The sequence below is a fragment of the Streptomyces sp. NPDC049040 genome, from assembly GCF_043197715.1.
Taxonomy (GTDB): Bacteria; Actinomycetota; Actinomycetes; order Streptomycetales; family Streptomycetaceae; genus Actinacidiphila.
On the sequence record NZ_JBICTO010000015.1, the window covers coordinates 1 to 23,420 of the forward strand.

At 70.4% G+C, this 23,420-nt stretch carries 28 protein-coding genes; 8 read left to right on the forward strand and 20 right to left on the reverse strand.

Translation table 11 applies throughout. The features are described from left to right. Window positions 1–94: 94 nt before the first annotated feature. Together ACGFMP_RS28565 and ACGFMP_RS28570 are read right to left on the reverse strand one after the other, a co-directional pair. Entirely contained in the window at window positions 95–460 is a 366-nt protein-coding gene (locus tag ACGFMP_RS28565) for a hypothetical protein (protein WP_393675906.1), read from the reverse strand. Window positions 461–1,039: 579 nt separating this feature from the next. Beyond that, window positions 1,040–1,846 carry a DUF4253 domain-containing protein gene (locus ACGFMP_RS28570; protein WP_393675907.1) on the reverse strand — a complete coding sequence of 269 codons (807 nt, stop codon included), beginning with the start codon at window positions 1,844–1,846 and terminating at the stop codon, window positions 1,040–1,042. A 388-nt stretch (window positions 1,847–2,234) separates the two neighbouring features. Between ACGFMP_RS28570 and ACGFMP_RS28575 the strand changes: the two genes are divergently transcribed. After that, window positions 2,235–2,537: a hypothetical protein gene (locus ACGFMP_RS28575; RefSeq protein ID WP_393675908.1), complete on the forward strand. Its 303-nt coding sequence runs from the start codon at window positions 2,235–2,237 to the stop codon at window positions 2,535–2,537. A 1,162-nt stretch (window positions 2,538–3,699) separates the two neighbouring features. Here the strand turns inward: ACGFMP_RS28575 and ACGFMP_RS28580 are convergent. The 6 genes from ACGFMP_RS28580 to ACGFMP_RS28605 form a co-directional block, all read right to left on the reverse strand. Beyond that, entirely contained in the window at window positions 3,700–4,053 is a 354-nt protein-coding gene (locus ACGFMP_RS28580) for a hypothetical protein (RefSeq protein WP_393675909.1), read from the reverse strand. A gap of 133 nt (window positions 4,054–4,186) precedes the next feature. Then, window positions 4,187–4,927, reverse strand: coding sequence for an MBL fold metallo-hydrolase (locus ACGFMP_RS28585; protein WP_393675910.1), 741 nt, complete (start codon window positions 4,925–4,927; stop codon window positions 4,187–4,189). A 182-nt stretch (window positions 4,928–5,109) separates the two neighbouring features. Continuing rightward, a complete protein-coding gene (locus ACGFMP_RS28590) occupies window positions 5,110–5,943 on the reverse strand; it encodes a hypothetical protein (protein ID WP_393675911.1) in 834 nt (277 codons plus the stop codon). Between the two features lie 650 nt (window positions 5,944–6,593). Then, window positions 6,594–6,887, reverse strand: coding sequence for a DUF1330 domain-containing protein (locus tag ACGFMP_RS28595; RefSeq protein WP_393675912.1), 294 nt, complete (start codon window positions 6,885–6,887; stop codon window positions 6,594–6,596). 123 nt (window positions 6,888–7,010) lie between these two features. Continuing rightward, window positions 7,011–8,489 carry an MFS transporter gene (locus ACGFMP_RS28600; RefSeq protein ID WP_393675913.1) on the reverse strand — a complete coding sequence of 493 codons (1,479 nt, stop codon included), beginning with the start codon at window positions 8,487–8,489 and terminating at the stop codon, window positions 7,011–7,013. After that, complete coding sequence (locus ACGFMP_RS28605) at window positions 8,486–8,944, reverse strand: MarR family winged helix-turn-helix transcriptional regulator (RefSeq protein ID WP_393675914.1); 459 nt, start codon at window positions 8,942–8,944, stop codon at window positions 8,486–8,488. The genes ACGFMP_RS28600 and ACGFMP_RS28605 overlap by 4 nt, the downstream gene beginning before the upstream one ends. Before the next feature lie 249 nt (window positions 8,945–9,193). Between ACGFMP_RS28605 and ACGFMP_RS28610 the strand changes: the two genes are divergently transcribed. Continuing rightward, the gene (locus ACGFMP_RS28610; protein WP_393675915.1) at window positions 9,194–9,493 is read left to right on the forward strand and encodes a hypothetical protein; all 300 of its coding nucleotides are present in this window, start codon (window positions 9,194–9,196) and stop codon (window positions 9,491–9,493) included. 114 nt (window positions 9,494–9,607) lie between these two features. Next, on the forward strand, window positions 9,608–10,063 hold the full coding sequence (locus ACGFMP_RS28615; RefSeq protein WP_393675916.1) for a hypothetical protein: 456 nt from the start codon (window positions 9,608–9,610) through the stop codon (window positions 10,061–10,063). Window positions 10,064–10,171: 108 nt separating this feature from the next. Here ACGFMP_RS28615 and ACGFMP_RS28620 read toward each other — a convergent pair whose 3' ends face one another. Next, a complete protein-coding gene (locus ACGFMP_RS28620) occupies window positions 10,172–10,882 on the reverse strand; it encodes a type 1 glutamine amidotransferase domain-containing protein (protein ID WP_393675917.1) in 711 nt (236 codons plus the stop codon). Between the two features lie 245 nt (window positions 10,883–11,127). On the opposite strand from ACGFMP_RS28620, the gene ACGFMP_RS28625 reads away from it, so the two are divergent. Further along, complete coding sequence (locus tag ACGFMP_RS28625) at window positions 11,128–11,721, forward strand: ABATE domain-containing protein (RefSeq protein ID WP_393675918.1); 594 nt, start codon at window positions 11,128–11,130, stop codon at window positions 11,719–11,721. A gap of 41 nt (window positions 11,722–11,762) precedes the next feature. Here the strand turns inward: ACGFMP_RS28625 and ACGFMP_RS28630 are convergent, their stop codons facing one another. From ACGFMP_RS28630 to ACGFMP_RS28640, 3 genes are all read right to left on the reverse strand, one after another. Next, a complete protein-coding gene (locus ACGFMP_RS28630) occupies window positions 11,763–12,080 on the reverse strand; it encodes an amidase family protein (protein WP_393675919.1) in 318 nt (105 codons plus the stop codon). After that, window positions 12,077–12,268, reverse strand: coding sequence for a hypothetical protein (locus ACGFMP_RS28635; RefSeq protein WP_393675920.1), 192 nt, complete (start codon window positions 12,266–12,268; stop codon window positions 12,077–12,079). Before ACGFMP_RS28635 ends, ACGFMP_RS28630 begins: the two co-directional genes overlap by 4 nt. Before the next feature lie 175 nt (window positions 12,269–12,443). Continuing rightward, window positions 12,444–12,821 (reverse strand): winged helix-turn-helix transcriptional regulator, encoded by a 378-nt coding sequence (locus ACGFMP_RS28640; RefSeq protein WP_393675921.1) that lies wholly within the window; start codon window positions 12,819–12,821, stop codon window positions 12,444–12,446. A gap of 216 nt (window positions 12,822–13,037) precedes the next feature. Between ACGFMP_RS28640 and ACGFMP_RS28645 the strand changes: the two genes are divergently transcribed. Both ACGFMP_RS28645 and ACGFMP_RS28650 read left to right on the forward strand, forming a co-directional pair. Continuing rightward, the gene (locus tag ACGFMP_RS28645; RefSeq protein ID WP_393675922.1) at window positions 13,038–13,997 is read left to right on the forward strand and encodes an aldo/keto reductase; all 960 of its coding nucleotides are present in this window, start codon (window positions 13,038–13,040) and stop codon (window positions 13,995–13,997) included. Between the two features lie 232 nt (window positions 13,998–14,229). Next, window positions 14,230–15,327, forward strand: coding sequence for a MerR family DNA-binding transcriptional regulator (locus tag ACGFMP_RS28650; protein WP_393676046.1), 1,098 nt, complete (start codon window positions 14,230–14,232; stop codon window positions 15,325–15,327). A 176-nt stretch (window positions 15,328–15,503) separates the two neighbouring features. Here the strand turns inward: ACGFMP_RS28650 and ACGFMP_RS28655 are convergent, their stop codons facing one another. From ACGFMP_RS28655 to ACGFMP_RS28670, 4 genes are all read right to left on the reverse strand, one after another. Next, on the reverse strand, window positions 15,504–15,995 hold the full coding sequence (locus ACGFMP_RS28655) for a nuclear transport factor 2 family protein (protein WP_393675923.1): 492 nt from the start codon (window positions 15,993–15,995) through the stop codon (window positions 15,504–15,506). A gap of 55 nt (window positions 15,996–16,050) precedes the next feature. Continuing rightward, a complete protein-coding gene (locus ACGFMP_RS28660) occupies window positions 16,051–16,704 on the reverse strand; it encodes a hypothetical protein (protein WP_393675924.1) in 654 nt (217 codons plus the stop codon). 53 nt (window positions 16,705–16,757) lie between these two features. Beyond that, on the reverse strand, window positions 16,758–17,342 hold the full coding sequence (locus tag ACGFMP_RS28665) for a short chain dehydrogenase (RefSeq protein ID WP_393675925.1): 585 nt from the start codon (window positions 17,340–17,342) through the stop codon (window positions 16,758–16,760). Window positions 17,343–17,445: 103 nt separating this feature from the next. Continuing rightward, on the reverse strand, window positions 17,446–18,276 hold the full coding sequence (locus ACGFMP_RS28670; RefSeq protein WP_393675926.1) for a class I SAM-dependent methyltransferase: 831 nt from the start codon (window positions 18,274–18,276) through the stop codon (window positions 17,446–17,448). 62 nt (window positions 18,277–18,338) lie between these two features. Here ACGFMP_RS28670 and ACGFMP_RS28675 point away from each other — a divergent pair, with 62 nt between their 5' ends. Then, entirely contained in the window at window positions 18,339–18,938 is a 600-nt protein-coding gene (locus tag ACGFMP_RS28675) for a TetR family transcriptional regulator (RefSeq protein WP_393675927.1), read from the forward strand. Window positions 18,939–19,028: 90 nt separating this feature from the next. Here ACGFMP_RS28675 and ACGFMP_RS28680 read toward each other — a convergent pair whose 3' ends face one another. The 4 genes from ACGFMP_RS28680 to ACGFMP_RS28695 form a co-directional block, all read right to left on the reverse strand. Then, window positions 19,029–20,039 (reverse strand): hypothetical protein, encoded by a 1,011-nt coding sequence (locus ACGFMP_RS28680; protein ID WP_393675928.1) that lies wholly within the window; start codon window positions 20,037–20,039, stop codon window positions 19,029–19,031. Beyond that, window positions 20,036–20,506, reverse strand: a complete 471-nt coding sequence (locus tag ACGFMP_RS28685; protein WP_393675929.1) for an LD-carboxypeptidase — start codon at window positions 20,504–20,506, stop codon at window positions 20,036–20,038. Before ACGFMP_RS28685 ends, ACGFMP_RS28680 begins: the two co-directional genes overlap by 4 nt. 174 nt (window positions 20,507–20,680) lie before the next feature. Next, entirely contained in the window at window positions 20,681–20,893 is a 213-nt protein-coding gene (locus tag ACGFMP_RS28690; RefSeq protein ID WP_393675930.1) for a DUF6199 family natural product biosynthesis protein, read from the reverse strand. Between the two features lie 164 nt (window positions 20,894–21,057). Next, window positions 21,058–21,993 (reverse strand): LysR family transcriptional regulator, encoded by a 936-nt coding sequence (locus ACGFMP_RS28695; protein ID WP_393675931.1) that lies wholly within the window; start codon window positions 21,991–21,993, stop codon window positions 21,058–21,060. A 131-nt stretch (window positions 21,994–22,124) separates the two neighbouring features. On the opposite strand from ACGFMP_RS28695, the gene ACGFMP_RS28700 reads away from it, so the two are divergent. Beyond that, window positions 22,125–23,393 (forward strand): MFS transporter, encoded by a 1,269-nt coding sequence (locus ACGFMP_RS28700; RefSeq protein WP_393675932.1) that lies wholly within the window; start codon window positions 22,125–22,127, stop codon window positions 23,391–23,393. Window positions 23,394–23,420 lie beyond the last annotated feature (27 nt).

Below are 23,420 nucleotides of genomic sequence, written 5' to 3' on the forward strand. Positions count from 1 at the left end.
GGCCCTGTCTCCATGCGCACCCCGACCGGAGATCACCCGACCGAGAAACCACACTCGAACCCACGCTCACCACACCCGATAGCGCAACAGCTTCTTAGGGGTGGTACTTGGGCTGGAAGGGCCAAGGCGGATAGCCCTCGTAGCACGTGCCGTCCGGTTGGACGACCGGCGACTGCATCCCGGTGCGGTAGACGGCGGTGAAGAACACGACGGCGGCCAGGGGCAGCAGCCACAGGACACACCGCACGGCGGGTGCGGGAAGCGCGAGGGCCCACAAGGAGAGCTGGGTCACCAGCATCGCCACCGTCATCAGCACCCAGACCGCCGGCATCGTTCCCATCACGAGTCCGACGCCGCTCGAGGCGTCGACACCGAGCGGGCAGTCGGCCCAGGCACGCTCGGTCAGCACGGTGCCGACGTACGTGCCCACAGCCGCGAACACCGGAGCACGGGCGAACATCTGTACAGGGGGGAGGGTGGCCCACGGCTGTCGGCCGGCCGCGGAGGGACGGGGCGGCCAAAACGGCATGGGCGACCACGCGGGCGGCGGGGGCCACGCGGGCGGCGGCGGATAGGCGGGCGGTAAGGGGTCCACGACAAGGATCACGCGCCTGCGGCCAGAACAGTTCCGGCCCCGTCCCGGTCACCCAACCACCAAGACCCCAGCCCACAGCTCACTCCACGCATCAACCAGCCACCCCTCCGATCTCACCCTCGTCCTGCCAGTCATGGACTTCCCCGGTCCGCTCAGGCAGCAGCCCGGTAGCGTCACATCAGGGCGGGCGGCAAGGGTCTGCCACCCTGACAGGTGCTGGGAAGGGCCCCGGGGATGAGTGGCTGGCAGGCGGTGGGATGGGGTGCGTTAGGCGCCGCGCTGTACATCGCCGCGGTGTGGCGTCGCCTGCACGCTCCGGTGACCATGGTCGGTGGGATCGCGAGGGCCGACGGCCCCGCCCGGCGCGACCTCCTACCTGCACACGTGCCCGGCAGCACGACCTGTACGGGGCCGCTGCCGTCGCTGGGGCGGTGGCAGGCGGCGTCAGTCCCACCAGAACTCCCAGCAGTTCAGGTCGATCAGATACTCGGCGTACGCCGCCAGGTCGGGGTGCGCGCCCTGGCAGACGTTGTCGGGGCAGAAAGCGAAGTGCTCGGCCGCGAGGACCAGGGCGTCATCGAGACGGTGCGGTGGTGCGGCAACGCTGAGGTGCAGGGTGTCGAAGCCGACACCGGCGACACGTGCGCCGAAGCGGTCTTCCCAGTCGCGCACGACGGCGGAGAACTTGGCGGTGTCGTTGTCGTAGTTCAACGGTCCGGTCCAACCGGCGGCGGCCAGGGTCCCGGCTCCGCAAGGTGCTGCGACAAGTCCGAGGCGTGCATGGGGATGCCGGGCCAGGAAGCCTCGCGCGTACCGGTCGGCCATCGCGCCCGGGTCCTCCACGGGTGTGGAAGCCGGGGCAGGCCCGGGCCAGGTCTGCCCGAAGGGGGCGGTGACGGGCACGCGTTCGTCCAGGCTCAGCTCGTCCTCCTCCTCGGGCGCGGTGCAGTCCTGCCACCAGCGCATCAGGAGTGCCTGGGGATCATGGTCCGCCGGGGACGACATGCTCTCAGGCCATATCTCACCGCACGCCCAGGGACGGAAGTCGGTGTCATGCGGATCCAGGGAGTCCAGCAGGAGCGGCCAGAGCCCCGAAGCGGCGTGCTCAGCGCGCAGCCGGGGCCACAACTCCGGGAGAGGCGGGTTGTCGCTCAACCACAGCGGCTGCAGGACACCATCGCCCTCATCCGAAGTGATCATGCGGCCCGGCGGCAGCAGCAGGCCCTCGGGCAGGCGGGATTCGAAGCTCACGACCGCACGATAGGCCCGGGGTACGACAGCGCGGGCCGCCCCCGCGGCCCGGTGTACCCGGGAAAGCGCCCCGGTCGCTTCGGGCGGTCGCAGTGGGCCATTGCCCCGACCGTGTCCATGACCCCTGCGACCAGCAGATTTTCACGGCCGGAAGTGCCCCTACGTACTTCGTCGAGCCGAGCAAGAATGGCGGCATGACGACGGGGGATCGGCTGTGGCAGCCACTGCTGCCCAACGCCGTCTCTTCAACCAGCTGCTCTTCAAACTCTGCCACTGTCTCCAGCAGCGCGCACGGCCTTCCCAGGAGTCGCCGTGCGGGTAGAAGCGACCGCGGCGTAAACCAACGGGACGCCTTGCTCCAGCCAACCACAGCGTTGATCATTCGCGGATGAGACCAGAAGTTCAGGCCTTCGTAGCCGACGGCCCCCTCCCTGACTGGGACGCCGACGCGGAGGAGATCGACCGGCGATCCGACCAGTTCGACGCCATCGCCAAGCCCGTAACCGGCGAGGAAGCCCAAGCCCTGGTCGCCTGCTTCGGCCCGGACGACTGCTACGGCGTCGCCTGGGCTCTACTGCACCTCATCGAGACAGACCCGAATCCGGTCCTGACCACCGAACCCGCTCGCGACGCCAACGAGTGGCACCACAGCCTCTGGGCTCGCATCGTCAACAGCACTCTCCCCCAGTGAACTTGACATGCCAGGATCCAGATCCCTTCGGCACCCAGCGGACCCCATCCGGCGTCTCTTCCACGACCGGTACGGTCGCGCCGCCGCGTATCACCGGGCCCGGTGACCGTGCCGACAAGCTCACCGAGGGGTTACGTCCTTGGAAGTGGTGTAGCGGGTGGGACCTGATCCGGGGGTTTGTCCCGGCGTCTGGATTGGTGCCCGCATAGAGAGACGGCCACCGGCTGATCTTCGAAGTGTCTAAAGCCTCGAAGGAGATCAGCACGATGACCGCACCAGACAGTCTGCCCCTGCACGCCCTCACCGAGGACAACCTCGCCACGGCGAGTCCCGACCTGCTGCGCGCGATGGTCAAGACGTTCACCGATGCGCTGATGTAGGCCGAGGCCGACGCGATGCGCAATGCGGAGTATGGGCAGGTCAGCGACGAACGCGTCAACCGGGTCTGGTGCACGATCGGGTGACGTCTTGACCTGTCACCCAACCCTGCACCAGACCCGGCTACCTGTCGTGGCTGGAGGTCTGTTCATGGGGCGACGACATCGAAGTGACACTCGCCGCCGCGCGTCACTGGTTGCAGACACGCTCTTGATCTCGAACGAACCAGCGTCCAGCGGCCTCCGCGACACCACCGACATCACGCGTTCAAGTTCAGTAGCGTCGCCTTCCGTGACCAGGACCACTCCCCCCACGGCCGATCGATGCCGAGGTGTTCTTTTCGGAACTGGCTGCCTACCGAGGCACGACGACGCGGCTCCGCCCGGCACCTCCCGACACGCTGGCAGCACCCAAACCAGTGCAGTTCAGCGACACAGGTTTCAGCAGACCCGCGACGCGCTGAAACCAGCTGGCGGGTCATACGGAGCAGTCCGGCACCCTGATGCCGAGAGCACTGGCGAGGCGGAAGACGTGGGCGGGCTCGCCCAGGTGGGGTCCGAATGATCGGCCTCAGGGTGGATGGCCTGGCGCAGGATCGCGAGGACTTCTTGCCGCCTGCCGAGTAAAGCGAGGTGGAATTGTGGGGAAAGTCCTGCACGCACGCGATGCCATCCGGCATGCGAAGGAGGCGAACATCCCCGCTCATGTGCCCTTCCAGGGGAAACGGGCAGCGGCGCCGTGCGACCGGCAGCGCCCGGTCCTCCAGTAGCAGGCTCTCCTCTACTCAGCGGAACTCGTGGACCACCTGGATCTCGCCGACAATGTGGGCGTTGAAGTCGTCCAGTTCCTCGGCCGGAACCCAGAGTTCGAGGATTGTCCGCCCGCCGGCCTGCTGGACGGGATAGCGGCTCAAGAACTCCGACTCGACTTCAAAGCGAGTGACGAAACCGGCGCCATCGTGCTTCACGTTCCAATCCCGCGCGATCCTGATCGCGTAGTCCTCGTTGAGGACGGGGTAGAAGATCGGCTGCTCGGCGAGCCGGGGCGGCCAGGCCTTCCAGCTCAACTCCCGGACCAGATCCAGCTCCTTGGGGCCGGTGGGGCGCCACAGGGTCGTCGTTGCCTGCTGGCTGGTCATCTGCATCGCTCTCTGAAGGTAGGTCGCCGGTACGACGGGGCGGGAGACCGGACGATACCGGCATCGCGGACTCGGCAGCCACAAGGTTTCCGCACCCTGGCCAGGTTCGTGACCAGCGGGCACGAGACAGCCCTCAGCGGCTCGGCCCGTTCAGCGCGGCCTCGACTTCCTGTCGCGACTTCGGCACGTCGTGGCTCTCCACATATGTCTCGTAGTCCGTGCTCACCAGTTCCCGGACCATCGCCAGGTCGGCTTCGTCGCCCGGCTGCCGCATGTGGTACGGCGGCGGGTAGTAGCAGTCGCCCAGCAGGATCACGCCCTCGGACGGGACCCGGACCACGATCGAATCAGGGGCGTGGCGCCCGCCTACATGGTCGAGTTCGACCGCCGCACCCGCGAGCCGGACGGTGTGCCGGCCGTGGAAGGTCTGGGTGGGGAGCACCAGCCGGAACGACTCCCAGCAGCCCTCCATGGCTCGACTCCGAGCCGAATAACTCGGCACCAGCAGCGGTTCGCGTGCCATCTCCGCCCGCAGATACGCATCGGACCAGGGCTTGTCCGCCTCCGCGAGCATCATCTGCCGGCAGCGCTCATGGGCGACGACCGGAACCCCCCACTCCTGTGCGCCCCAGACGTGGTCCCAGTGGTGGTGGGTGTAGACCAGCAGCCGAGGCGGCGGGAGGCCCTGGTCCGCCATGCTGTCGCGAACCCGGCGAGCGTGCGCCGGACTCTGCCCGGCATCGACCATGACGCAGCCGTCGTCCCCCACGATCACCCCGACGCTCGCCTGGACCCGGTCGGGATCAGGATGGTGGGGCCATATCCAGACGCGTTCCGTGACCCGCACAAGCGCACCAGGAACCACGTGTGCCATCTCTCCCCCAGGACTACGGCGCCGACGTGCCCCGCACACTACATCGACGCCCGCTGCGGCGGCCCGGCGGTCCGCGACACCGTCAACCGCCACCCGCGGACGAACAGCGACCGATCCGCCGAAGGACTCCCACCGGTGACCGGACCCTGCGAGACCGTGGCAGACGCGCCTTCGGGGCGGGTTCAGGTGCTGGTCGGTCGCGCCGAGCGGGGTCTGCCGCGCAGCGCCGGGAGCAGGGCGCAGGCTTCGGAGTCCGCCAGGCACTCGCCCGATGCCAGGAGCGAGAGCAGCTGCACCGGGCGGCCGGCTGCGGCCGCGGCCTCCAGCTTGTGGTGGCCGTCGAGGAGGAAATGCGTCAGGCCCCAGTGCCGGTAGTGGTCGGCCGGCAGGCCGGAGGCGGGTTCGCACACGTCCAGCGTCGAGACCGCCACAGCCGTCGGGACCGCTCCTCGGCCCATGCTGTCGATGTATTCCTCGACGCGCTCTCCCTCGTTCCACGTCGGCGGAACCATGGGTACGACGAACTCGTAGAGGTGAGCGGACGCGTCGACCGTGGTCTCGAAAGTCCGGTAGTACGGCGTGTGCGAATTTTCCGGGAGTCCCCAGAATTGGTCAAGCCCCCAGGTGGCCACTTGCTCGCCGCTGAAATAGTCGCCGTCCCGGCCCGGGGTGACCAAGCGAGGCTCCACGCGGAGCAGCATCGGAAGGTACTCACCCGCCGGCAGCAACGCACCGAACGCCTCGATCACACCGCCGTCGTCGGGATCGGCCAGCGTGCCGGTGAGCTGTTCCTGCATGCTCTGCAGCGACAGGGTCTGCCGGGCGGTCTCCAACCGGCGGAAGAGAAAAGGGCATGTTCCGCACCAGAAGCTGAGTTCGAAGGCGGGTTCCCCGTCGACCACGAGCAGCCTGCGTCCCGGCCCGCTCCCGGTCTCCTGCTGCTCCGCCTCGAACCGCAACCGCGCCTCCGGGGCCGGGACACCGAGCCTGCGCGGTCCGCCCGACGTGATCAGCACGAACCGACCCTACGGGACGTCGCGGATCGGCACCGTCGGCACCATCCCCTATAGCCTCACATCGCGTTCGGGAACCGCTGGGTCGACATCCATGCGGTGTACCAGCCGCAGGAATCCCGTCAGGGAGTCGGACCACCGCATATGTGGCTTCCCGGCCGTGTGGTAGGCCTCATTTCTCACCGATCCGCGGGTGGTGCCGGGATTCCGCTCCGCCCGAGCTGCGTTCCTGTTCGGCGGAGGGACCGCGGACTCGCTGTGGGACGGGGAGGTCGCGCGTGAGTTCACACCTTTCGTGCGCGAAGTCGACGGCGGCGCGGACTCACGGGATGGAAGTGCCGGGCCCCTCGCTGCTTCCGCAGCCGTACTCGGCCAAGTGGCCGCGGAGATCGAGCAGTTACTCGACGAGACCGTGTGGGCGTTCACCTGAGGCCCTGGGGTGGTCGCTCCGATGGGCGCTGGAACCTCGTCGAACGCACCCCCGCGCCATCAAGGCCGACGTCCGCGGCGCCGCGCCGCCGGGAACCGTCGCCGGACCGGACATCACTGCAGATGCCACTGGCCTGACGCTGTTCGCGACGGTGCGGCGCGCTGACGGGCCGGGGTGATCCCCGCAGTCGGCTTCGTGTTCGTCGCCGACGCAGCCGCGATCGTCAGTCGAGGCCTTCGATGATGCGGAAGTCGCGCTCGACGGCACCGGCAAGTGCGGCCAGCGCCTCCTGGTAAGCCGCACTCGCATGTGCGGCGACCGCCTGTTCGAAGCTGTCGAACTCGATCAGGACGGTGCGCTCGGCGATTCCCGCGTCGTGTGCGACCACCCGGCCGCCGCGGGCAAGCGGCCGCCCGCCCGCGGCTTGGACGGCTGGACCGGCCAGCTTGTTGTAGGCGGCCAGCTTCTCGGGGTCCGCAATGGTGCGGTAGGCGCTGACCCAGTAGCCCTTGGCCACGGTTACCTCCTGTGTTCGGAATTGATGCTCGGCAGCATGCTCGGATCCATCGGCGGCGCGCTGTGGGTCAGCGAGCCGACGGAGACGGCGTCGAAGTCGGCCGGCTCCGGTCCTCAGCCTTCCTCAACTTTCGGTTCGATCGGACCGGCCCAGGCCCGACACACCGGCTGGGGCTGTGATCGGATCGGTCTCGGGTGGGCGCCGGCGGGCGAGGGCGAGACTGGCCATCGTCGTGATCGCCATCGCGGCGACGCCGACCAGCGCCGCGGTCGTGTAGGCGTCGTCGTTCGGGAAGAGGCGGCCCGTGGGGGTGCCGGAGGCCAGGATCAGACCGCCGATGGCGCTGCCCAGGGAGTACCCGACGCTCCGGACGACGTAGTTGAAGCTCATGGCGCTCGACGTCTCGCTCTTGGGGGTGACGGCCAGGATGACGCCGGGCATGGCGGCCGAGAAGCTGCCGACGCCGAAGCCCAGCACTCCCATGGCCGCGAGCAGTTCGGCCAGGTTGGACCGGGCGGTGGCGAACAGGATGAACCCGCCGCCGACGATGGCGGCGCTGCCCGCCAGGAGCAGGGGGCCCTCGATCCGGGTCCGGACCCGCGGTGTGAGCTTGCCGGCGACGAACCCCAGCACGGAGAACGGGATGAGGACCAGCCCCGCCACGAAGGTGGTCAGTCCGAAGCCGTAGCCGGCGCTGTGCGGCGTCTGCGCGTAGCGGGTGATGAGCGTGAGCAGGAGGTACATGCCGCTCCCGCCGACGAACATGGCGATGTTCGCCCCGGCGACCGCCGGGTGCCGTACCGCCCGGACGTCGACCAGGGGCGTTGTGGTTCGCAGTTCGGAGACGGTCCAGAGGCAGAGCAGGAGTACCGCGCCGACGGCAAGGGTCACCGCCACGGTGAGGTGTCGGCTCCACAGGCTCCTCTCGCCGGCCAGGAACAGGACGAGGAACAGTCCGCCCGCCAGGGCGAGCCCACCGGCCACGTTCACGTGGGCGGAGCGGCCTTCGGGAGCTGCGGGCATGGAGCGCCAGGCGGTCACGAAGGCGATGACGGTGACGAGCAGGCCGAGGCCGTAGGCGGCCCGCAGCCCGCCGAACTCGGCGAGCAGCGCGGCCAGCGGGTAGCCGACGCCGGCACCGATGATGGAGACCACGGAGATCAGGGCGATCGTGGCCGCACTGCGCTCCTCGGGAAGATGGTCGCGGGCCACGCCCATCATCAGCGCCGTGAGACCGAGTCCGACGCCTTGGGCAGCTCTGCCCACGAGCAGCCAGGCGAACGGCAGCGGCAGCACGGTGAGGGCGCTGCCGACGACGACGATCGCCAGCGTGGCGAGAATCGTGGCCCGCCGGTGCGGACCGGCTCCGAGCCGGCCGAGGACGGGTGTGGCGACGGCGCCGCTGAGCAGGGCGATGGTCAGCGTCCACTGCGCGCTGTCGAGGGAGACGTGGAACGTGGTCGCCACGCTGGTGATGAGGGGCGTCCCGAGGCTGGCGACCGCCGCCACGACCAGGGCGATGAATATCAGTGCGGGGACCAGCAGACGTGTCTCGGAACGTATCAGGGCAGTGCTCTTGGGCTGGTCCTGGGCCGCGGTCACCGGTCCGACTCCTCTCGGGTGTGGCTTTCGAGCTCCGCCAGATGCAGCAGCGCCGGAAGGGCTGCCACCAGGGCCTCGACCTCGTGACCGGAGAGTTCGCCGATCAACCGCGCGTACGCGTCGACGCCCGCCTGGTGTCGCGTCCGGACGTACGACGCGCCGGCCTCGGTCAGGCACACCAGAGTGACCCGCTTGTCGGACGGGTCGCCCTTCCGCTCGACCAGCCCGGATTCCTCCATCACCCGGACCAGGACGGTCATCGCGGGCTGGGTGACGCCCTCGGTCACCGCCAGATCGGTGATACGTCGCGGGCCGGTCTTGTCCAGGGTGGCCAAGGTGGCCGCGGACGTCAGGCTCATGTCGCGGGGAAGGCGTCTCACCGCCCGGGTGGCCAGGCCGTAGAGGGCTGACCCGATGGCATCGGTAGCGCCGTGCGCGGCGTCTCGGCTACTCACGCCTGAAGCATAGTCGATTTATATGAATCCTTTATGCATCTCGGATCAGGGGCTGGTCATACCTGACTTGCCACGGGCTGGTTCCGCCGACGAGTGCGCACCCTGCGGCCGCCCGGACCGCACCTCCACTCCCGTGATCGTCGGCGAGGTGCCGCTCAGTCGGCAGGAGTGCCGGACGTGGGTGCCGTTGCCGTGGCACGATCATGACGGTCGTCGTGGACCGGCAAGACGCAGGGAGTCGTACCGCTCATGGCCCGCTGGATAGTGCTTCTCACGCAAACCGCCGGGTATCCCGCCGAGGCGTCCGGTGTTCACCCTCTCGCCGAGTTCGAAGGCAGTGCGGAGGAGGCGGCAGCGGGGTTTGCGGAAATGGTGAGCACCTACGACCATGACGTCAGGAAGGTCACCCGGCGCGAGGTGTTCAAGTGCTCGGACCGGTCCTACTTTGTTCGAGTCAAGGGACGCATCCGCGAGTTCGAGTACCTGTTCCAGCTTGCCGAGCTGGTTGCCGACACGAAGTCCCCCGACCTTCCCGACACGATCGGCTGACGCAGCCGCCGTGACCCACCGGCGGATGCGGCCGTTGGCGGCCCACCACCCGCGTGAAACCCGATGCTCCTGCCATGATCGGGCCGAGTCGTGGAGAAGGGTGGGGAATCGGCCGTGGCGTACCAACTCACGTTCTTCTGCCGGGCGGACGAGGAGAGCGGGCAGGAAGCGATCAACCGCCTGCTGGCCGAGGTCTCGTCCGTCGGCGATCCCCTGTCGGCCGAGTGGCTCGGACCGTTCGCCGACCAGGTGGCCGCGTACTCGCTGGTGACGAGAGGGTCCGCCGGACATCCCGTGGCTGACTGGCTGACCCTTGAGGTGCACGTGGGAGTGGCGTGGAACGCGGAGTCGGTGATCGCGGCTTCTCCAGCCGATGAACACGGCATTTGGGGATGCGACCTGCTCGCCACGATCACCCTCAGCGGGGGCGCTCCCGACTGGCCTCTCGTCAACCGCATCTGGACGGCACTGGTCCGCCTGTGGGGAGCCACCCCCTGGGACGAGATCTCCGGATTCGAGGTTGCGAACAGTACGCCGGATGCCGTGCGGACGAAGAGAGGGAACTCGTAGAGATCCAGGGGGTGTTCAGTCGGCGATGGACCAGGGGCAAGGGCGCACCGCCTCTCCCGTGAGTGGACGCGAAGCGGCGCTCGCGCGGGTGGTCAGGGGATCTCGTGGTCAGGCGGCGAGCAGTTTGAGGACGGCTTCGGCTGCGGGGCCTGCGGATGCCGGGTTCTGGCCGGTGACGAGATTGCCGTCGACCACGACGTACGGGGACCAGGGCTGACCCTTGGAGTAGTCGGCGCCCGCGGAGCGCAGACGGCTCTCCAGCAGCCAGGCGGCGTTGGCTGCCAGTCCGGTCATCGTCTCCTCCTCGTCGGAGAAAGCGGTGAGCTTGCGGCCGTCGAAAAGCCAGGACTCGGTGCTGCCCGCGGAAAGGAGGCCCGCCTGGCCGTGGCACACCGCTGCGACGACCTTGGTGGTGTCGGGCAAGGTGGCCTCCAGGAGGCGGCCCAGGTCCTCGTTGACGGCGAGGTCCTGCATCGGGCCGTGACCACCGGGTATCAGGACGGCGTCGAAGCCGGCCGGGGTGACGTCCTCCAGGCGCAGCGGGGCCTCAAGGAAGGCCTGGACGCTGCCGGACTCCAGGTAGGCGCGCAGGTCTGCGACCTTGTCGGCGTCGCCGTTGTTCGCCTCGGGGGCGAGGCTGAGTTCGTCGACCGTCGGCACGCGGCCGCCAGGGGTGGCGAGGGAGATGTCGAGGCCGGCCGCGGTGAAGGCGCGGTGGGGCTCGATGAACTCCTCTGCCCAGTATCCGGTGGCGCGCTGGCTGCCGTCCGCCTGGGTCCACCTGGTGGCGGCGGTCAGCACGATGAGAACCGAGGGCATGGGTGTCTCCGTAGGAAGAAGAAGGGTCGGGGGGCCCGGGGGCCTCTGGCGGCCTCCCGGGGCGTCGCAGGGGGAACGGCTGACTCGGGAGCCTCTCCTCCGAGCCACCAAACTACCGTAACACCTTCGGGTATCACCTTTCCAAGGCTCGGAGGCTGTACGTCATATCCATCCGCCATTAGCTCATGACTGCGAGAGGGGGCGAAGGCATCGTAGGATGGGGTCCTCGAATGGAGGTGGGAGACATGCAGCAGGCTCCAGCGGACGCGTGCGCCGGTGACGCATGCCGCAGCTCGGAACTGCTCCTGGGCTTCGTGAACACCGCGCCCCACGGCAGCGAGCGGATCGAGCTGTTGGGTGACGGCCCGGCGCTGCGGGACTGGATGGCGGGCGCGGGGCTGGGAGTCGGCGAGGGCGAGCTGGTCACGCAGGCGGATGCCATGGCGGGCCGTGAGCTGCGCGATGCCCTGTGCACGGTCTTCCGCGAGCACTCGGCGTGCGTCGAGGGCGCGGAGATGCTGCCTGCCGCCGAGGCGTACCTCCTGCGGGCGGCCGATCGCCACCCGCTGACGCTGCGGGTCGGCGCCGGGAGCTGCGTGCTCGTGCCGGCGCAGACCGGGGTGCTGGGCGCGTTCGGCGCACTGTTCGCCGCCGCTGCTGACCTGTCGGCCCGTGGGGCGTGGGGTCGTATGAAGATGTGCGCGAACAAGGACTGCCACTCCGGGTTCTTCGACAAGACCCGCAACACCTCGGGCCTCTACTGCGGCACGGCGTGCAGCGCGAAGGCGTCGCAACGCGCGTACCGCAGCCGGCGGAAGGCCGCGACCGGGGTCGCGTAGATCCTCGGCGGGCGGCGCGGCCTCAGTGGCACGGCACCGCTTCACCGTCGGCCGTGGCTCAGGTGAAGCCAGTATTTGCGCGAGCCGCCCGGGCACAGGGCGGCGTGCTGGTCTCGGACCTCGCTCAGCGTCTCGAGCAACGAGGCGATGCGCAGGATCGTCGACTCGGCGTACCAGGTCGCGAGCAGTTGCACGCCGATCGGCAGGCCCTCGCGGGTCGTACCGAACCGCATGGACAGGGCCGGGAGCCCTGTCAGGCTGAACGGGACGGTCGTCGAGCTCACGTGGAAGGGGCCCGGCGTCTGCCCGTCGAGGACGAACTCCTCGAGCGCGTGCGCGTGCGCGTGGATCGTCGTCACGGCAGCAGCAGCGCGTCGTACGTCCGGAAGTACGCGGCGAAACCGTTCCGGAGCCGCTCCACGCCCTGCTCGGCCAGGACGTAGTCGGCCGCCGATGTGTCGGGGGTGGCGAGCAGGGTCGTGGAGTAGCTGAACATCTCGTCCTCGTGTCCGGAAGTGATCTCCCGGACGGCCGGCTTCATCTCCATGACGTGCTGCCGGGCGAAGAGGTCGACGCGGATGGCTGCACACCGGTCCCGGAAACCTGGCGACCGGCATCGGCCTGTTCACATCAATTTCCATGGATATCGCGCCCGGGGAGCAGCCGCATGTCCACTCGGCTGCTCCGCTCGTTCACCCGCTGTGACCCGGTACCGACCTGACTCAGGCGCCAGGGGACTCAACGGGGCCGGTGGTCATCGCGCGGACGGGGGTGGCATGGCGCTCGCCCCATTCGCGCAGCGCGCGGAGAACGGGGAGCAGAGCGCGGCCCGCGTCGGTCAGCAGGTACTCGTCCCGAGGCGGACGGTCACTGTAGCGGCGACGCTCGATGACCCCGGCGTCCTCCAGCTTGCGCAACCGCAGGACCAGCGTCTCCCGCGGGGCGCCGGTGTTGATCCGGATGTCCTTGAACCGGTGGACGTCGAACCCCAGCTCCCGGACCACGAGCAGACTCCAGCGTTCACCGACGACATCGAGCGCGTCGGCGACGGAGCAGACCCGGGGGGCCTGGCAGTCAGTCGATTCGGATTCCGGACTCACTCGGTCATATTACCTCTTCCGGGTCCCGGTCCCGACGGGCTGCACCCCGGGGCCGCGGGGTTTGCGTGATCGATGGCGAGCCACGGGCGAGCAGGTTCGCTTCTCGGACTGACCTTGGGTAGCGTTGGCAACAGGAGTGAGTTCGGAAATCGTACTTACTGGTAGAGCCTGGGCTCGCGACCCGAGTGGCCGGCTCCCCGAGAGATTGGATGTGCCTTGACCTGGATCGCATCGTCACCGCAAGCGCGCCGGGCGCAACTCGGACGATTTGTGCTGGGCACCGGCAACATCGGCGGAGTCTCGACTCAGACCGGCCCCGGCCTCGGGCTGTCCGACTCCGAGGGAATCGACCTGATCGACCGTGCGGTCGCCGAGGGCATCACGGTCATCGACACCGCCGACGTCTACACCGGCGGCAACAGCGAGCGTGTGGTCGGCATGTGGAACAAGGCGCACCCGGACTCCGGAGTGCTCATCCAGAGCAAGACGGGCTTCACGAGCGACGGCCCCGATCTGTCCCCTGAGCGCGTGGCCCGCCAGTTGCAGGCCGGCATCGACACCCTCGGCCGGGTGGACATCTACTTGGCGCACACCGTCGACCCCGATACGCCGTGGGCCGAGTCGCTCCCGGTGTTCAGCGCGGCCGTGGAGAGCGGCCGTATCCGGGCGTACGGCCTGTCGAACATCGACCGGGCCGGGCTCGAGTCGGTCCTGGAGACCGCGGACCGCCTCGGCCTCGTACGCCCCGAGCTGATCCAGAACCCCTACTCCCTGCTCGTCCGCGGCGATGACCTGTCCGTCTTGCCGGTCGTGCAGGCAGAGGGGCTGGCGTACACCCCCTACTCCCCGCTGGCCAACGGCATCCTCGCCGGCCGCTACAGCCGCGGCGAACAGCCGGAGAAGGGAAGCCGGGCCAGTACCGTGCGCCGGGCCGACGAATTCCTGGGCGACCCGGGGCTGATGGAGCGGGTGCAGGCATTCGACCGGCTCGCGGCCGACCACGGCGTCACGCCGGCCGGCCTGGCGCTGGCATGGCTGGTCAACCACCCGCAGGTCGCCGCACCGGTCATCGGCGTCAGCAAGGAGTCCCAGTGGCAGGGGGTCCACGAGGCGCTGAAGCTCGAATGGACGGCCGACCTCTCGGCGCGGCTCGACGAACTCTTCCCGGCTGCATGACCTGACCGCCTGGGCTCCCGTCCGGCCTCCGCCGCAGGGGTTCGCGATCCGCTCACCCCCTCAGCGCGCGTCCGGATCCTGCGCGCGCTCTGCGGTCGCCCGCGCCTGTCCCCATGAGCGACATCGTCCGCCGTCCGCTGCTTCGCGTTCACCTCCTGCTGCCCTGGGTGAGGTGCTTGACCCTCACGTGACGTCAGGCTGCATAGTCGGTGCCGTGGAAGATCACTGGACCGTGGGACGCGTGGCCGAGCTCGCCGGCGTGAGCGTCCGCACGCTGCATCACTATGACGAGATCGGGCTCGTCCTGCCGTCGGCGCGGACTCCGGCCGGGTACCGGGCCTATTCGGCGGGCGACGTGGAGCGGCTGCGGGAGGTGCTGGCCTACCGGCGGCTGGGCTTCGGGCTCCGCGAGGTCGCGGAACTGGTCGGCGACCCGTCCACCGACGCGGTCGCGCACCTGCGCCGGCTGCGCGGCCTGCTGCTGGAGCGGCGGGATCGCGCCGACGTCATGGTGGCGGCCATCGACAGGGAACTCGAGGCACGAGCGAAGGGAGTGCTGGTGACACCTGAGGAGCAGTTGGAGATGCTCGGGGCACGGCTGTACGACGCGATCGGCGGCGCCTACACGGCGACACGGCGCACCGAACCGCGGTTCGCCGCGCAGATCTGGGGCGCCCTCGGAGATGCGCGGACGGTGCTGAACGTGGGCGCCGGTACCGGGTCCTACGAGCCCGCTGACCGGCACGTGACAGCGGTGGAGCCATCGGCGGTCATGCGGGGGCAGCGGCCTGCCGGCTCAGCGCCGTGCGTGGCCGCCGCCGCGGAGAGCCTGCCGTTCGAGGACCACTCCTTCGACGTCGCGATGGCCGTCTCCACGGTTCACCACTGGGGCGACCCGATAGCGGGGCTGCGTGAGATGCGGCGGGTGGCCCGCCGCGTGGTGGTGCTGACATTCGACACCGACGAGCCTGCCTGGCAGGACCGGTTCTGGCTGACCCGCGACTACCTGCCCGAATTCGCCGGCGTCCTCGCCGATTTTCCCTCGCTCGCGGGGATGGCCGACGCGATCGGCGCCCGCGCCGAGCCGGTGCCTGTCCCGTGGGACTGCGCTGACGGCCTGTTCGAGGCGTACTGGCGCCGGCCGGAGGCGTATCTGGATGATCACGTGCGCCGTGCCATGTCGGTGTGGACGAGGGTCGGGCCGGAGGCCGAGCAGCGGGCGGTACGGAGCCTCGGCGACGATCTCGAATCCGGCCGGTGGGCCGAGCGCAACGGCGACCTCGCCGACCTCGACGCGGCTGATCTGGGCCTCCGCCTGCTCGTGGCGTGAACCGCGTTACAGCGCGGGTGCGTTGGTGGCCCATGGAAGCGCCGCACGTCGTATGCAAGCGGCGGCATGCTTTTCGGGACGTCCGTCCGGTCCACGACATGGCTGGCCAGAGCGCACAGTCGGCGCCGGCAGATGAGTACGCAACCGAGGCCGGCAGGGCTTCATGGCCGGGCGTTCTAGGGCCATCGATCGAAGTGGGCGCGGACGGGGCCGCCGGCGGGGGCCGCTCCTTCACCACCCATGATCACGTCGAAAGGGCGTCTCGCTCTGCGTCGTGTCATCCGCCAGACCCCTTCCCCGCGGCGGTATTCGTCCTCGTAGCTGCCTCCGCCGATCAACCAGCGGCGGTCGGGAAGCTGGGCTAAGACCACGACGTCCGACCGGCCTGTCGCCATGTCCCCGCTGATGGCCACGGTGTGGTTCGCGGTGGCGTGCTGCATGAAAGGGAAGGTGCGCCACTGCTGCTCGACTGCCGCGCAGATGGCCTCCAGGCCCCTGAAGACGCGGTTGGGGCTGATCTCCCAGATGGCGTCCAGTGCCCATACCGCCTCCCAGCGGAGCCGGTCGTGGTGGTCGGCGCCCACGCAGTAGTCGTGGGCCAAGCGGTGCAGTGCCAATTCCGCCTCTACACGGTCGAGACGGGCAGCGAGATCCTCCAGCGTAGTCATGCCGGGCACGCTACTCACAGGTGGGACAACCCGGGAGGGGGCCGGGTGGGCTCGGTCAGGGCCGGCATGACTCGCGATCTTCACTCTGACCTGTTTTTCCACGTGCCCCGTCCAGCGGCGCCCGAGGGCGGTCCTGCCTGTCGGCGGGCACGCAGGTCAACGGTTGCCCGCCGCGGCCGGTCCGGCTGACGCCGCGCGGTGAGAATGTCATCGGGCCGATCCAGCCTTGGCGGACCAGGGCGACCTGGGAGGGCAAGGGGGTCACCGGGTCGAGGGCCCGTCCTCGTGACCAGTTCTCGAACAGGCCATCGGTGGTCTCGACAGCGGACACCACCATGGCCACTTGGAGGCCCCCTTCGTCCCAGGTGTTCCACAGCGCCCATCCTTCCGGCCGTGCTTCGACACCGATACGCGCGCACACTTCCTCGTAGCTCTCGTCCACCCCGGCCGGCATGGTCCCGGGCCTCAGCACCGTGGCACCGGCAAGTCTGACCACCGTGCGGTCCTCCTCCACGCAGCCGTCGCCGTCGAAGTGGTGGCAGCGCAGGGCGCGCGCCAGCGCGTTGACGCTGCGTCGGAGCGGGGACGCGCTTTCCGATTCCTGCTGGTACGAGAGCCAGCCTTCGCCGGACGCTTCGAGAATGACGCGGTGGGCGAGACGTTCGATCTCCAAGAGGTAGTCCGGATCGCTGAGTTCAAGTGTCGTCATGGCGCGCAGTGTCGCACCGGGGCGGTCCGGCAGGACACGCGTTTTCCGGCGGGCTACGGACGTATCGTCCGGCCCTGCATGGTGCCTTCCACGGCGTCCACGTAGGCGCGGGCGACTTCGGAGACGGGAGTGCCGTCCGTCGAATCCGCCCCCATGCCGTCCAGGGTCTCCTTGACCCACCCGGGGCTGATGAGGTTGATGCGCAGGCTCCGGGGCACTTCCGCCGACAGATTCCGGACGAAGCCCTCCAGGCCGGTGTTGATGAGGGCGCCCAGTGACCCACCGGCCAGCGGAGCGGTGAAGGTCCCTCCGGTCAGAGTGACGGAGCCTCCGTCCCTGAGATGGCGCACGGCTCGCTGGGCCAGCGCGACCTGTCCCAGGAGCTTGCCTCGTACTCCGGCCGCGATCTCTTCATCGGTCGCCGACGCGAAATCCACCCGCGGGCCGCCGGCGGCGCAGCACACCACCGCATCGAGGTCAGCCACTTGATCGAAGAGTGCGTCCAGAGAGGCAGGGTCTTCGAGGTCCACTTTCAGCGGGCCGCCACGCGAAGCCCTCATGACCTGATGAGAGGTTTCCAACGCGCCGGCGACAGCGCCGCCGATGGTCCCGGTCGCTCCGATGACAAGTACGTTCATGCCGGGGATCATGCCAGTGGAACCCGGAGAGGTCTTCACGGTCGCGCCTGGAACCGGCCGGATCCGGCCTGGCCGCACAGCACCGACTGCCCTGCTCGGGACGTCAGTTCGGGCCCGAGCGGGTCGAGGTGACCACCACGGTGGTGTAGGGCATCGCGGCACTGCCGCCGAGAGAGTCGATCGCGGCCCCGACGCTGTCCAGGACCGTCGCGAGCTTGTCCGCGGGCAGGCGGGTGAGCAGGCCGAAGGTGGGGAGCTGGTCGAGCCATTCGTCCCGGGTGCAGGTGCGCTCCCAGGTGAAGCGCCACTGCTCCGGTTCGCTGAACCCGCCCGCCTGCCGCATGCCGTCCGCGATTCTCGTGAACAGCGGCTGGAACGCGTCCAAGGCCGACTCCCCCAGCACGCCGGGGTCGAGCGGCGAGTCGGGTGCCACCTGCCGGTATGCCCCGGCGAGGGCGCCCATCACCTCGGCCGGGAGCCGGGGCACGTGGTGGAAGGGCGCGAGTCGGCCGCCGGGCCTGAGCACCTGGGCGGCCTTGGCCGCGCCGGCGACGGGGTCCACCCAGTGCCAGGCGGTGCCGGCGATGACCGCGTCGAACCGCCGCCCGGCCGGCTGCCAGTCCTCGAACCTGGCGACCTCGACCTCGACGCGGCTGCGTCGTGCGACCGCGGCCATCCGCTCGTCGGGTTCGACGCCGAGCACCGTGCAGTCGGCCGCCTGGAACTGCCGGGCTTCGATGCCGGTGCCGGCCCCGACGTCGAGGACGTCCCGGCCGGGGCTTGCCGCGACGATGCGGTCCACCAGGGCTTCGGGATACCGCGGTCGGGCGCGGTCGTAGCGTTCGGCGTCCGCGCCGAACGACTCGGCCACCTGCCGGTGGCGGTGGGGCTCGGGTACGTGGCGGTCCGGCTGTCCCTGCGACAGAGTGGGCATGCGCCCACTCTAATGGGCAGGTGCCCACATGGAAAGATGGCTGCCGCTGAGGAAGGGGAGCGATGCCGTCAGGGGTGCACATCCACAACGTGCGCGGCCAGCTGTTCGAGGCCGCCGAGCGCGTCCTGCTCAGGGACGGGCCCGACGCGCTGACCAGCCGGGCGGTCACCGAGGAGGCGCACTGCGCCAAAGGCGTGCTGCACCGGCACTTCACCGACTTCGACGCCTTCCTGGCCGAGCTGGTCCTCGACCGCATCCGCGGCATCGAGGAACGGGCCACCGTCCTGCGCGCGGCCGCCGGCACCGGGAGCGTGGTCGACAACCTGGCCGGTGCGCTGGCGGACCTGTTCGGGCCGGTCACGGTGGCGATCGTCGCGCTCATCACCTTCCGCGACGGCCTGCGTGCCCGGCTGCGCCGAGCCGGTCTGGCCGGCATCCCGCTGGTCGCGCAGGGCTCCGCCATGGTCGCCGGCTACCTCACCGCCGAGCGGGAGTCGGGACGGGTGGCGGACGACGCCGACATCGACACGCTCGCCCCCGTCCTCGTCGGGGCCGGGCACCTGCTGTTCGCCGACCGGACGAGCGCTCCGCCGCAGATCGCCGCCGTCCGCAGGATGGTGGCCACCGTCGTCGCCGGGGCCGTGCGGCCGCCCCTGGTGTGACACGCCCGCCCCTCCCGGGTCACCCTCGACACGCTCGCCGGTGTCCCGCAGGCGCCATGCAGCCCCCCGGACAGGTCGTGCATCCCGACGTCAGATCTCCGGTCGGGCTTCGGTCCTGCGTGCGAGGTCGAGGAGGGTGCGCGTGGCGGCGTTGCGGATGGCGCGGGCGCCGCGCGACGCCCGTCGGCCGCTCAAGTCGTGCAGGATCGAGCGTGGGGTCCGCGTGTTGGCGGCCAGCAGGAGAAGGACGTCCGGGTCGCCGGTTGCCGCGAGAGCGGCGGCGGCCGCGGAGCCCAGGGACGGACCGGCCGCGTCCCGGCGGTGCTTCCGACGCCTGAGGGCGTCGGACACCATCGGGTCGGTCGCGTCCCGGGCGCGGGATTCGACCAGTTCGCCACGCTCGGGGTCCCGGATGCGCGATTCCAGCAGGAGGACGAGAACCTGCGGGTCGCCGTACCTGTCGAGGAACCGCGCGAGCCCGTCGATGTCGCTGCCCGGGGCGTTCGCCAGGTGCCGGGCGTGGAAACCGGCCGCCTTCCGGCCGCCGTCCGTCGCGGTCGGCGAGGCGCCGAGCATGTCCTCGTACGCGGTCTGTTTGAGTGCCGAGTCCGGATCGGCCTCGGCGAGTGCCCGCAGCAGCCGCCCGTCGGATACGTCGCCGTACCGTCGGACGAAGGCTGCGAACTCGTCGGGGGGGACGCGGGGGTCGCGGTAGAGCTCCAGCCCGAGCGTCAGGATCGACTCCTCGTACCTGTGGACCTCGCACATGCGCGTGAGCAGGCTGCGCGGCCCGGGGCGATGCCCCAACTCGTCGATGAGCACGCCGCGATCGCACAACTCGAGGAGGTAGTCCTCCGGCATGCCCGCGTTGCCGGTGAACCCGCACCCGAGTTCCTCGTACCCTTCGGCGACCACCGCCTCGACGATCCCGCGCAGCTGGGCGGCGGATGCGTCCGCCGCTGCCGCGGCACGGGCGACCGCGTTCACCAGTGCCGCGGTGTCGCCCGGCCCTTCCAGCGCCTGGTAGAGGTCGTGCCGCCAGGGTGGCCGCAGCATGTCCGTGACGAGCGTCGCCGGGTTCACGTCGTCCTCGGTGATCATCGCGTCGACGTCCGGGGGTGTCCGCCGTCGGGAGGTGCGGAGGTGACGGCGTGTCCGGGAACTCTGCGGCCCTCGGCACGAAGATCGATTCGGCGACCGGCCGGGTGGCCGAGGATCGGCTTGGGGTCGGCGGCGATCGCCTCGATGTCGATCAGGTCGAGGCAGTCGAGCGCCGTCTGGTCGCCGTCGTGCGCGACGAGCGCGCGGAACTCGGGATCGGGCGGCGGGGTGTTGGGCTCCCGGGTGATCTCCGCGGGCCGCGCCGCACTCCACCGGTGGTGCCGCCCGGCTTCGAGGAGCGGCGCGAGCCGTACGCGGAATCCCATCCGTTCGCTCCCGGCCACGGCCTGCCGGAGGTCCGGCTCGCAGGTGGTGTGGAGCGGCCCGGACAGCGGGGCGATGACGACGAGGTCTCCGGGCGCCAGGGCGCGGGGCCGAGGCGGTCCAGGCGGTGCGGCACGGGTCACCGGGGCAGTATTCCGGCGCCTGCCGCAGCACGCCACGCATTTGCCGTTCGGCCGCTGTGGCGCGGTGCCGTTCACCGGTGACCGGTGTCCCGCGCGGGCGGGCGGGCGTCGGGAGCCGGCCGTCCCGCACCCCTCGTCGTTCCACGTGCGGGTCGGCCGGCGCCGTGGCTGCGGTCAGATGTTCGTCACCAGGATCCAGACGGCGACGGCGAGGAAGACGACACCGACGACGCGCTGCATGGCGTAGCCCTTGCGGGTGGGCTCCGTGCCGTCGGGATCCTTCACCCAGCCCCGCTGCAGGCGCCTGTTCATCCCCCAGAGCAACTGCGGTCGTACGACCTGGAGCAGCCCCATGGCGAGCATGAGGCACATGACGGCGATGAACACCGGTCCCCCTTGCGATCGTGTCGGGCGGCCCGTGCCTTGCCCGGCCCGGCCTCGCCTCTCGGCTGCCCCGGGGGCCAGGGCGGAAACGGGCACCGGTAGCCTCGCCCGTCGCGGGCGGCGGCAGGCGTGACGGCGTCCGCAACGTCCCACGGCGCGGGGCGTGTTCAGTGCGGGGGCACCCAGTCCGGGACCCATGTCCCGGCGGCACCGTGGCCTGCGGCCGTGGCGGCGAGATGGGCCCGCAGGGTGGCCAGCGCCGGGTGGGGGTTGTCGCGGTGCCAGAGCAGCGAGTGCGGGTACACGGGCGTCGGGTCCGTCACCGGGATGCGGCGCAGGCCGTGGCCTGCGGGCCAGACCAGGCGGGCGTGGACGCCCATGAAGGTGGCCAGGGCAGGGGTGTCGGCGACGGTGTCCAGGAGGACGTCGGAGCCGAAGTTGGGGCCGGTCGCCTCGATGGTCAGGCCGAACTCGGCGACGAGGTCGTCGTAGTAGGCGGCCCACTCCGTACCGGGCACGATGCCCGGCATCCAGATCCGGTGCCCGGCGAGCTGGGCGACGCTCACCGACCTCGCTCCCGCGAGCGCGTGGGCGGGCCCGGTCAGGAGCTCCAGCGGCTCGTCGAGCACCCGGACGGACTCGATGTCCTCGGGCAGGGGCCGCCCGGGCACCCCGACGGCACGGAAGGACGCGTCGATCACGCCGGACCGGATGGCGGCCACGGCCGTCTCGATGTCGAACAGCATCACCACGTCGAGCTCGATCTCGGGGCGCGCCTGGTGGAAGCCGCGCATCAGGCCCGACGCCGCGCCGCGCGAGGCGATGATGTCCACCCGCAGCGGACGGCGGCCGGTGTGCACCGAGGCTGCCGCACGGTCGGCGACGCGCAGCAGCTCGCGCGCGTGCGGCAGGAACGCCTGCCCGTCGATCGTGAGCACTGCGCCGCGCGGGGTGCGGGTGAACAGCCGTACCCCGAGGCTCCGCTCCAGCGCGGCGATGCGTTTGGAGACGGCCTGCTGGGTGACCGCCAGCTCGGCCGCGGCCTCCTGGAACTGCCCGGCGTCGGCCGCGGCGACGAAGGTTCTGACGGCGTCGAGATCCATGGAGGCACCTTAGACGCACAACCACCGGTTGTGGCCGGTGGGCCAGCGGTTGTTTGATCCGCGGATACGGCACTCGCTTTGATGCTTCCGATCGCGGATCGGTTGTACGGGTGAGGACGAGGGGTGCGGGGATGAGGAGCGGGGACCGGCGGGGGCAGCGCCAGGGACAACGGCTGGGGCGGGCCTTCGGGTGGCTGTGGGCGGCGTACGGCACCAGCGCGCTCGGCACGTGGCTCGCCTTCGGCGCGTTCCCCCTCATCGCCATCCGGGTGCTCGGCTCGGGGCCAGCCGAGGTCGCCGCGCTCTCCAGCGTCGGGGCCGCGGTGGGCGCGGCCGTCGCGATTCCGCTCGGCCCGTGGGTGGAATTCCGCCGCAAGCGGCAGGTGCTGATCGCGATGGACCTGCTGCGGTGCGCGGCATTGGTCACGATCCCCGCGGCATTCGCACTCGGCGTCCTCACCTTCCTCCAGCTCCTGCTGGTCTCCGTCGCGGTCGCGACCGCCGACATCACCTTCAGGGCCGCCTCCGGCGCCTACCTGAAGACGCTGCTGCCGACCGGTGACCTCCTCGTCGCCAACGCCCGATTCGAGTCCACCGCCTGGACCACCACGATCGTGGGTCCCCCGCTGGGCGGGGCCGCGATCAGCCTCCTCGGCCCGGTGGCCACGGTGGTGGCGGACGCGGTGAGCTACCTGCTCTCGGCCGTCGGGATCCGTGCCATCGGCGGGAACGAGCCGCGCCCCGAGCGACGGGAGGCCGCGCGCATGCGGCCGGGGGACCTGCTCGACGGCTGGCGGTACATCCTCGCCGACAACGCGCTGCGCCCCCTGTTCTTCAACACCGCCGTCTTCAACGGCCTGGTGATGGCCACCCAGCCGCTGCTGGCCGTCATGATGCTCGGGCGGCTCGGATTCCCGCCGTGGCAGTACGGGCTCGCCTTCGCCGCGCCCTCCGTGGCAGGGCTGCTCGGTTCACGACTGGCACGGCCGCTCGTCACCCGCCACGGACAGCGCCGCGTCCTGGTCGCGACCGGGGTGCTGCGGGCGATCTGGCCCATCGGCCTGGCCTTCGTCGGGCCGGGCGCCGCAGGACTGCTGCTGGTGGTGGGCGTCGAGCTCGGGCTCATCTTCTGCTGCGGGATCTTCAACCCGGTCAGCGGCACCTACCGCCTCGAACGGACCCCTGCCGACCGGGTCGCCCGCACACTGACCGCATGGGCGGTGACGACCAAGGCGTCGACCGCTCTGCTGACGGCCGTGTGGGGGGCGCTGGGCGCGCTGCTCGGCCTGCGTACGGCCGTCGGCCTGGCCGGAGTCCTCCTGCTGGCGACTCCACTGCTGCTCCCCCGCCGCACGGCGGCGCCGCTCCCCCGGCCGGAACCCGTGTCGAACCCCACCTGACCGGCCCGCCCCGCTGCCGGCGGGCGT